The organism is Halopolyspora algeriensis (genome assembly GCF_003337235.1).
GTDB classification, from domain to species: domain Bacteria; phylum Actinomycetota; class Actinomycetes; order Mycobacteriales; family Pseudonocardiaceae; genus Haloactinomyces; species Haloactinomyces algeriensis.
Map to the genome: position 1 here is coordinate 1 of NZ_QPJC01000027.1, position 9,284 is coordinate 9,284.

Here is a 9,284-nt window from a genome sequence, read left to right on the forward strand (position 1 = left end):
ATTGGAAATCGTGTAAGGGCATCCCCCTTCACGGGTTCGAATCCCGTATCCTCCGCAGGTCACAGGGCCGGGCGCGACACCAGCGCCCGGCCCTGCTGCGTTCGAGGTCTCAGTTCGGGTCTCAGTTGACCCCGTTTCGACCCTCTGACCCCGCGACTCGTCCTACGAGCGTCGAAGGCTCATACATCACGTGAGGTGCCAAGTAGTCGCCTAGCAGGGCCAGTGAGCCAGCGCCAAGACGAGCTGGACGCGGATGCTGCGTAGGCGCTGGTAAGCATCAAGGCGCATCCGAACAGTTGCAGCAGGCTCGGTTGCTCGCCGAGAGCGAGAGCTGCCAGGGCGAGGGCACCGACCGGGGTGAGCAAGAGCAGGGCAGCGCTGGCCATGCTGCTCAGTTGCGAACTCGCCAGGGCAACCAAGAGCCAGCCACAGACCTGGCTTCCCACCGCGGTCAGGGCCAGCCAACCCAGCGCCGACCAGCCGGGGGTCACTGTGATGCCCGACCACAGCGACCCGACGAGCAGCGCGACGACAGCTGCCGAGGCGAGCACGCCACAGTAGGACTGAATCGCCCGCCCCATCTGTCCGTTGCGGCGCAGCAGGAACAGGAACCCCGAGTAGCACAGTGCGGCGAGGATGGCATGGATCGTTCCCCATACCGGGGCGCTGCCGGGAACGCCCGTCTCGAATATGCCCCCGGTGAGCACGATGCCCGCCACCATGAACGGCACGATGCCTAGGAAGGCGCGCGCAAGAGGTTCGCGGTCGATGAGCAGGGCCAGCAGCGGAACGAGGATCACCTGCGCGTTCACCAGCACTGCGGTTAACCCAGCGCCGACCTCGAAGATCGCCTGCGTCCACAACAGCGCATCTCCGGCGAACAGCACCCCGGCACCGGCTGCAACAGCACCGCCCCGCCACGACAGTCGACCCTCGTGACGCCGTTCGCTGCAGGCCAAGGGCCACACCAACGGCAACGCGAGCAGACACCGAAAAAATGTGGCGGTGCTCGGCGACGTGCCGGACAAGGCGACGAACACGCCCGAGGTGGCAACACCGAGCGCACCCAGAGCCATCGTCAGCCGTGGCCATGTACGAGCCATGTGCGACACGACTCCCGAACGTCGTTGCAACTCTGAGGCGCTACCCACACGCGGACGCTACAACCAGGTGAACGGGCGAAGCACCTGATTTACGCGGGTACCAGGGACCCCGCTTCCCCATCGTCGTCTTCGTCGTCATCGGTGCCCGACTCCGGCCACATCAACCCGCCCACCTGATCGGCGACCGCTGTCACGAGTTCGTGCGGCACGTGCATGTAGCGCTGTGCCATCGAGGCCTCGGACCAGCCCATGATCTCCATGACCGCTCGCAACGGCACCTTCAGCACCAGGAGCATGGTCGCGGCGGTGTGCCGAGCGTCGTGGAGTCGGGCGTTCCGCACGTCGGCCGCCCGCAGTAGCGCCTTCCAAGCGTCGTAGTCGACTGTCGTGTGGACCGGGCTCCCCCACCGGTTGGTGAAGACCCAACCACCTTCCTCCCACGCCTCCCGAGCGCGCTTCCGCTCGAACTCCTGGCGTGCGCGATGTTCCTCCAGGGACTCGATCACTGGTTGCGGGAGGCCGATCGTGCGGCGACCGGCGCGTGACTTCACCTCGCTGACCACGATCCCGCCGCCGTGTCGGTGCGGGCAGTGGGCGCCGTACCGGTGCTCGCACGGCTTGTCCTCGGAACACCCGTGCTGCCAGGTATGCGTCTGGAGTGAGCGCCGGATCGTGAGCGTGCCGCTGCCCTGCCGCTGGCCGCAGTCCTCGGCGGGATGAGCCCTACGGCAGGGATCGCTCTTGGGGCAGCCGTGCTTCCAGGTCACGGTGATGTCGGACCACTTCAGTCCGAGCGCTTCGCCGCGCCGCAGTCCGAGTGTGAGCGCGATGACGAACCGAGCACCGTTCCGCATGTCCGCCGCAGCGCTGAGGACGCGCCGTGCCTCGTCGACCGTGAAGGGCTCGATTTCCTCTTCTTCCACCCGGGGAGGCTTGGCCACCTTTGCAGGGTTCTCCAGGATGTGGCGCCTCCGCACAGCCTCGTTCAGAGCGGCACGGACGGTCCTGTGGACGAGGTGTGCGGTACCAGGCTTCAGCCCGTCCTTCTGCATTCGAACGTAGAGCCGTTCAAGATGTTCGGGTTGAAGCTGGTCAATACGGTGCTTACCGATACCGGGCACCAGGTGCTTGTAAACCGACGTGCGGTAGCCGACCATCGTGGTCTGCCGCACCGTGGGCGAGGCGATGTTCTCGACCCAGTAAGTGAGCCACTTCTCGACAGTCCAGGCGCGCCCTGGCTTGCGCACCTTGCCAGCGTCACGCTCGTTCTCGAGTTCGCGCACCTTGCGACGGCACTCCGCTTCGTCCTTGCGCTTGACGTGGCGTCGATCAGGGGTGCCGTCGTCACGGACACCCATCGTCACGCGCCCGTGCCAGTAGCCGTCCTTATCGCTGAAATAGACGCTGCTGGTCCGGTTGGGTGCCCGAGTGCCTTCCTTGCGACGTTTGCGGGGCATCGTGCGAGTCCTTCCTGTGATTACTGTGTGTGCCTGAATTTGGGCGCGTGAGGTCAACCCCCTAGCGGGGATCACTGGGGGTCTGAGCTGGCCTTTTACGGAACTTGCGAACTCTTGGGGCTGGACCCTCTAGGCGCTAGACAGCTGGTAGTGACCGCTCTCGGCCTCTAGAGGACCCGCTAGGTCTAGCGGGTCGACCCGCTAGACCTAGCGGGCATGCTCGGCACCTTGCACCCCGAGCCGTCTATCACGCTGCGTGTTTGCCGGTGAGTTCTTCGACGTAGGCGTCGAGGGCCTCGACGGGAACGCGGCGGGCGCGACCGATGCGCACTGAGACCACGGCGCCGGTTTTGATGAGCTGGAACATGGTCGTGCGTCCGAGGGAGAGCCGCCGGGCTGCCTGTTCGACGGTGAGCAGGGTGTGGGACTGCTCGTCGGTACGGGTGATGCTGGGTGCGCTCATGGCGTGAGGGCTCCTGTCTGCGTGTCCGGTGAGATGAGTTAGCTCGGTCGGTGCCTGCCAGGAAGGCCCCTGCGGGGCGGGAGCTGGGACGTTGCGGGGTGGGTTAGCTGGCTAACTGGCCTCACTTTCCGCAGGTCAACGCCGGGTTAGCCGTCGGATTAGGTTCCTAACTCGGATCCGGTGGCCTCACTCGACGAGCTAACCGACGAACCTGCACGGTCTGGGCGACGAACTACGAAGGAAACGAAGTTACGAACATTGCTTGTGACCTGCGGTTTCGTGGGAAGCAAAGTTCGTACGTACGAACTTTGCTGTTGTCGTTTTCCCTGGTCAGGGTCGAAGTTCGTACCTTCGTAAGGTTCGTCAGCTCGCGTCAGTGGCGATGTAGGTCTCTTTGGCGCGACCTCCCTTTCCGCCTGCTGGTCGCTGGATGTCCTTGGTGATCTCTCCTCTCTCGATGAGCTGATCGAGCCAGGCATCGATGTCGGTCTTGCTCTCGTTGCCGCCGAAGCAATCCCGGCTGATCTCGGTACGGGCACGGCCCTGGGCGCCTGCTTCCGCGATGAAGCGCGCGAGCTTGGCCCGCTGCGGGCTGGCAGCGGTGAAGATGGCCCGCGCTGACGCCACGGCGTAGCGGATGAAGGCGGCTGCGGCGGCGAGGTGTTCGGGGTGGATGTGGGGGGTGCCGTCGAGAGCGGCGTGGATGCCTGCCACGCGGAGGCAGTTCGGGGCGGCGCGGGAGAGGAACTGTTCGATCGGGCCGTCGTCGGTGGAGTGTCCGCCGAACTCGACGTAGAGGCGTCGCCAGGCATAGGCCGCGTCGTGGGTGAAGGTCAGTTGTCCGAGCCGGGCGCCGATGTCCAGGCGTGTCCGCAGGTCATTCCCCAGATGTTCCAGCAGTTCCGGGCTCGCACCGGTCCCGGCAGGCAGGAACTGGGTTTGGGCGACGAACACCGGTAGGAACCGGTTGTAGGTGCCCCCGGCGAGATCCGAGCCGGAGACCTTGGCTTTGAACTCGCCGGGGGTGATGTGGGTCAGGATGCCGACGTGGGTGTCGCGGACGATGCGGGCGTTCACGCCGAGGGTGGACAGGTTTCCGCCCTCCCACGCGCCTCGCAGCGTGGCGGACAGGGTGTTGCCCTCGCGGCGCATCCGGGCCATGACGTTGGCCCATTCCGGCTCGAACGCCAACAGGCGTCGGTCACCGGGTGGCAGCAACCGAGCCCGGGAGGGCTTGCCCGTCTTGCCGGTGCCGGTGGTCTCGTCCGGGCCGGTGGCTCCGTCGTCTTCGTCGTCGGAGAAGACCTGGGCCAGTCCTTCACCGGAGGTCAGGCCACTGTGGATGTTGGCGGCGACGAACTCGGCATCAGCAGCGGTCAGCAGCCGTTTCGCAGCGGAGTATCCGGCACCCTTGCGACCGATACTGGTGCGGCCGATGACCAGGGGCCAGATCAACAGCGGGTGCCGGTCGTCTCCAGCGCGGATGTGTGGTCGTGGCCCGAGGTAGACGCCCGTGGCAGCCAGCAGGGAGGCCAGGATGTTGGCGGGGTCGGCCTCACTGGTGGGTGCGAGGTCGCGGACCACCGAGCCCAGGTAGGTGGCGAACATGGTCTCGTCGCGGTCGGGCAGCTCGGAACGGGCTCGACCGATCTCGGCCCATGCCCGCTGCTCGGTCTCCGGGTCCGGCGGCAGGTCAGGGGTATCCGGGTGGGGGTCTCCCGCCCTATCCCGATGCAGCTCATCGGGGCTGCTCGTCCCGGTCGTGAACCCGGGTTCAGCGGTGGGGTCCGGGTCGGGCACGAGATGCAGCCGACGGCCGGGCTCACCCCGGGGCTGGTCGGGTGTGTCGGGCTTACTCATGCGGATTCGGCTCCGGTTCGTCGCGTGGGTGGTCCGGCCTGATTGCCCCGTTCAGACAGGGAGTAAGGCCGGGGTAAGGACAGGGCTCCGAGCGGGTGAGGTGGGGCAGGACCGGCCCGGTGGGTGGCGGTTCATCGAGGGCGGAAGGGCACCCACCGGGCCGGACTCGATCGACCTCGACTCGTGCAGGTCACCGCCGTGAGTCGAGGGGCTCGATCGAGGGCCGAGTCAGTTCGGCCAGAGCGCGTCGGGCTGGGCCTCGATCGGGTGCACGAGCCCGTGCAGCAGGACCGGGATCATCGGCTTCAGCGCGGCCACCCGGGAGACCACCAGGGCGTAGCGCTGTGGCTCGAACTGCGGCCCGCCGTTGTCCACGAGTCGGGTCATGCCCCGTTCCAGGTCGCGCAGGTCCTTCTCCGGCATCCGGGCGGCGACCCGGCCCACGTAGGTGGCCAGTTGCCGCAGTGAGGCGTCCCGGAGGTCGGCGTGGCTCAGCGGCACCGCGTACAGCAGGGTCCGCATGGTCAGCTCGGTGACCTGGGTCTGTGCGCTCATCAGGACGCCACCCCCTGCCCAGCGGGCACGCCGCTGTGGTGCTGGCTGCGCAGCAGCCGCAACCACGTGCCCGTCGCGGTCTGCCGACGCGGCCCCGGCACGAACGCCTGAGCTTCGGCGTCCGGGCCGTGCTCGTCGGTGCCGTCGAGCACGGCGCGGGCCTGCTCGATGACCTGCGTGTCGGTGTCGGACTGGCTGATGCCCAACTCGGCGGCCGAGAGGCCGTAGCACTGCTCCAGCAGCGGCACGGCCCACCCGGCCGGGGTGCGGCTGCCGTTCTCCCACAGCCGCAACGAGCGCTTCACCGTCTCGACCCCGTACGGGTGCTCACCCCGGGCGGTGGCGATCTCGCGCAACCGGCGCACCACGTAGGCGGCCGACCAGTTCCGCGCCAGGCGGGCGGCCTTCAGGCGGGTCAGAGTCTGCTCGCTCACCTCAGACCACCCCCACCAGGTTGCGACGCTGGGCAGGCATGGCGGCCTGGCCGTAGAGCTCGGCGACCTTCGCCCGCACGGCAACGGCCACGTTGGCCCGAGCCGTGCCCGGCTTCAGCTCTGCCAGGGCGTGACGCGCGTCGGTGACCGCAGCACTGCCCTCGGTGATCAGCGTCTCGACCACCATGCGGTGCGTGAACTCGATGTCGTCCAGCTCATCGAGCGGCATCCCACCGTCGATGACCAGCCACAACGCGGCGGTGATGTCCTCCAGCGACATCGGCACCGTCACCGACATCGACAGAGCGGCCGGAGTCTCGGTGGCCTCACGGTGGGTCGGGGTGTACTCGACGGAGCGCCCGCCCACATCGGCCGTGGCCTTCGGAGTCTGCAACATGGTCAGGCCACCTCCCCCGCCTGCTCGTCGGCCTCAGCGGCCGAAGCGATGCCCAGCACGTAGGCGCTGTAGGCGGCCTGGGCGCACTCCTCGAAGTAGGCGTTGAGCGCCGAGCCGGAGATTCGTAGGGTGCCCTTCCCGGTGCCCAGCTTGATGGCATCGAGCTGACCCGACTCGATCGCGCGGTAGATGGTGTTCACCGAAACGTCGAGCATCTCGGCTACTGCCTTCACGCGGTACATCCGCGTACCCTCGAACTGCATTGCTTCTCCAACGGTTGCGGTGCGGAGCCCCGGCTGGTGTTGCAGCACCGCCGGGGCTTTGTCGTGTCCGGCCGATGAGGTGAAACCACCTGCAACGACCGGCACGACAGGAACACTAGAGGACTTAGACAACCTAGTCAAGGCTATGTTGTCTAACTGGTTTAGCTTGCGGGAGTCTGTACCCTCGCTGACATGGGAAAAGTCGATCCTGATGATCCTCAGCCGCCGTACCTGCAGGTTGCTGACGACCTGCGGACCGCCATCCATGAAGGCGTTCTCGCTGCAGGTCAGCGCCTGCCTAAGCAAGCTGACCTCGTCGAGGAGTACGGGGTCTCGCTGGGCACCGTGAAGAGCGCACTCGCCGTGCTCCGTGACGAGTCCCTGATCATCAGCCGTCAAGGCGAGGGCTCCTGGGTCAGGCGCACTCCCGTTGACCAGCCCGAACCGGCCGACGAGGACGAACCGGATACCCGACAGATGCTCGGCGAGGTCTTGGACCGACTGACGGAGATTTCCCGACGCCTCGAAGCGGTTGAACAGCACGTCAGCCGCTCTTGAACGTGCGGCACGGTTCGCTCCGCCCCCTGCCTGCTCTGGCTTCCCTGTCGTTGCCATGCCTCAAGATTCGCTCGGAAAAAGCGAGCGATCACAGTGTCATGCGAGGTGTGACGTAGGGGACGTGGTGATACGGCCGCATCACCATCGCAACACCTCTCATGTCCGCCCCGAGCGGTGCCACACTGGAGGCAGGGCACACACCGAGGAGGCTGCATGAGCCAGGATCTGCCGACCTGGGCACGCCGTATCCGCTCGATGCGTGAGGCGAAGGGCTGGGCCCAGCAAGAAGCCGTAGAGCAGATGCGGCGACACTCCGACCAAGCGCTACCGGACGAAACTCACCTTCTGCGCCGCTGGAAGGCCTGGGAACTCGGTGAGAACAGGCCTGGAAGCTTCTACGCGTCGCTCATCGCTGCCACGCTCGGCACGGTCACAGCATCGCTGTTCCCGCCACCCGAGAAGAGCAGCAACGAGATCGACCTCGTGACAGCGACCGGCATGAGCACGCTCGACATCGTGAGCCGCCTGTCAGCCTCCGACGTCAACGACGCGACGTTGGAGGCAGTTCGGATCACCGTCGATAAGCTATGCACAGAGTACTCCCGCCAGCCCGCCGGCGACCTCATCGGCGAGGGCCGCCAGTGGCTGCGCCGCCTGGTCGAGATGCAGGAACAGCGGCTCAGCTTCCGCCAGCGGCGGGAAACGCTGGAACTGGCAGGCTGGCTGACGCTGCTCGTCGGCTGCCTTGAGTACGACCTCGGCGACAAGCGTTCCGCAGAAGCCACTCGACGCTCCGCGCTGACGCTGGGCCATGAAGTCGGCAGCCCCGGAATCCTTGGATGGGCTCACGAGATGCGCGCATGGTTCGCACTCACGTCGGGGGACTACCGAGGCGTCATCGCGGCCGCCGACGGAGGCGAGGCCGCCGCGGGGAACCACAGCGTGAGCGTCCAGCTCATCGCCCAGAAGGCTAAAGCGCTCGCGCGAATGGGTCGTCGTGACGAGATGCTGAAGACCCTGGAGCACGGGCGCCTCGTGCTCGAAGGAATGCCTTACCCGGACAACGTCGAAAACCACTTCGTCGTGGACCCGTCGAAGTACGACTTCTACGCGATGGACTGCTACCGCCACGTCGGTGAGAACAACCTTGCTCGCGAACTGTCCGACGAGGTGATCCGCGTCAGCACCGACTTCGACGGGCACGAGCGGTGGCCCATGCGAGTAGCGGAAGCACAGGTCACACTCGGCGTTGTCGCCGCCAGAGAGGGTGACCTCGAAGGAGCGGTCACGTACGGCCGCAGGGCACTCTCCGGCGACCGGAAGTCCCTGCCATCGCTGGCGATGGTCTCCCAGGACCTGTCCCAGGTGCTCAGCAAGCAATACGAGGGTGAGCCGGAGGCAGACGCTTACTTGGAGCAGCTGAGGAGCATCCAGCGGCCGTCATAAGGGATGCCGAACGCCAGGGAGGGAGTGCCCCCAGGGGCATCATGCCCCGCTGGCAGAACCCGGTGCAGGGGTCGACTCCCTTCGTTCCCTCGCTCCCTCTAGCTTCCATCTCCGCAGGTCGCACCGAGGGAACGGGGAAGGGAGCCGGGAAGGGAATTTTCCCTCCCCGGGCGCCGATTTCCTTCCCCGTTCACTTTCCATCCCCACCCGTGCGCGGCCACCTGTCGAGGACAGAGGCGGCACCGCGAACGGGTCGCTTGGGGCTGGAACATTGGGGGTCGGAGTCACCTCAGTGATGAGGCGATCCTGCTCGTTGAGTCGGTCGCCACGGCGGCCGCTCGGACTGTCTGCGTCTGGTGCTCACACGGGCTGACGGCTCGCTGTGGGTCATGCTGCCCGAACTCGATCGGGGCTGGTTGAGCCGGAAAGGCTTGTCCGCAGCGAAGCTCTCACGGCCCGCTGAGAGCGTCACACAGCGCCGATCGAACTCCGGCCGGATTTCCCCCTCGGAGTTACCGGTGTACGACCGGACCAGAACCGGCTATAAGCGGGGTTCCGGTAGGTCCCACGAGGTCTCAGTTCGGGTCTCAGTTCGCCCCGGTACACCGATCCCCACCATGTTCCAGCCATATCGCTGACCGGCACCGCCGTACCGCTAAGCACCACTGCGAACCCCCGGAACCGGAATTGGAAATCGTGTAAGGGCATCCCCCTTCACGGGTTCGAATCCCGTATCCTCCGCAGGTCA

General features: G+C 66.4%; 10 protein-coding genes. 2 read left to right on the plus strand and 8 right to left on the minus strand.

Going from position 1 to position 9,284, the window contains the following annotated elements; all coding sequences use genetic code 11:
• Window positions 1-179 precede the first annotated feature (179 nt).
• The 8 genes from DFQ14_RS21450 to DFQ14_RS21485 form a co-directional block, all read right to left on the minus strand.
• Window positions 180-1,103, minus strand: coding sequence for a DMT family transporter (locus tag DFQ14_RS21450; RefSeq protein ID WP_246195840.1), 924 nt, complete (start codon window positions 1,101-1,103; stop codon window positions 180-182).
• A gap of 89 nt (window positions 1,104-1,192) precedes the next feature.
• Window positions 1,193-2,560 (minus strand): tyrosine-type recombinase/integrase, encoded by a 1,368-nt coding sequence (locus DFQ14_RS21455; protein ID WP_114455154.1) that lies wholly within the window; start codon window positions 2,558-2,560, stop codon window positions 1,193-1,195.
• 247 nt (window positions 2,561-2,807) lie between these two features.
• On the minus strand, window positions 2,808-3,023 hold the full coding sequence (locus tag DFQ14_RS21460; RefSeq protein ID WP_114455155.1) for a helix-turn-helix domain-containing protein: 216 nt from the start codon (window positions 3,021-3,023) through the stop codon (window positions 2,808-2,810).
• 363 nt (window positions 3,024-3,386) lie between these two features.
• Complete coding sequence (locus DFQ14_RS21465; RefSeq protein ID WP_114455156.1) at window positions 3,387-4,883, minus strand: DUF3987 domain-containing protein; 1,497 nt, start codon at window positions 4,881-4,883, stop codon at window positions 3,387-3,389.
• 228 nt (window positions 4,884-5,111) lie between these two features.
• Entirely contained in the window at window positions 5,112-5,438 is a 327-nt protein-coding gene (locus tag DFQ14_RS21470; RefSeq protein ID WP_114455157.1) for a hypothetical protein, read from the minus strand.
• A complete protein-coding gene (locus DFQ14_RS21475; RefSeq protein ID WP_114455158.1) occupies window positions 5,438-5,872 on the minus strand; it encodes a hypothetical protein in 435 nt (144 codons plus the stop codon). Before DFQ14_RS21475 ends, DFQ14_RS21470 begins: the two co-directional genes overlap by 1 nt.
• Window position 5,873: 1 nt before the next feature.
• Window positions 5,874-6,269 (minus strand): hypothetical protein, encoded by a 396-nt coding sequence (locus DFQ14_RS21480; RefSeq protein ID WP_114455159.1) that lies wholly within the window; start codon window positions 6,267-6,269, stop codon window positions 5,874-5,876.
• A gap of 2 nt (window positions 6,270-6,271) precedes the next feature.
• Window positions 6,272-6,511: a helix-turn-helix domain-containing protein gene (locus DFQ14_RS21485; RefSeq protein WP_114455162.1), complete on the minus strand. Its 240-nt coding sequence runs from the start codon at window positions 6,509-6,511 to the stop codon at window positions 6,272-6,274.
• A gap of 213 nt (window positions 6,512-6,724) precedes the next feature.
• On the opposite strand from DFQ14_RS21485, the gene DFQ14_RS21490 reads away from it, so the two are divergent.
• Both DFQ14_RS21490 and DFQ14_RS21495 read left to right on the plus strand, forming a co-directional pair.
• Window positions 6,725-7,090 (plus strand): GntR family transcriptional regulator, encoded by a 366-nt coding sequence (locus DFQ14_RS21490; protein WP_114455160.1) that lies wholly within the window; start codon window positions 6,725-6,727, stop codon window positions 7,088-7,090.
• 213 nt (window positions 7,091-7,303) lie between these two features.
• Window positions 7,304-8,536, plus strand: coding sequence for a tetratricopeptide repeat protein (locus DFQ14_RS21495; RefSeq protein ID WP_114455161.1), 1,233 nt, complete (start codon window positions 7,304-7,306; stop codon window positions 8,534-8,536).
• Window positions 8,537-9,284 lie beyond the last annotated feature (748 nt).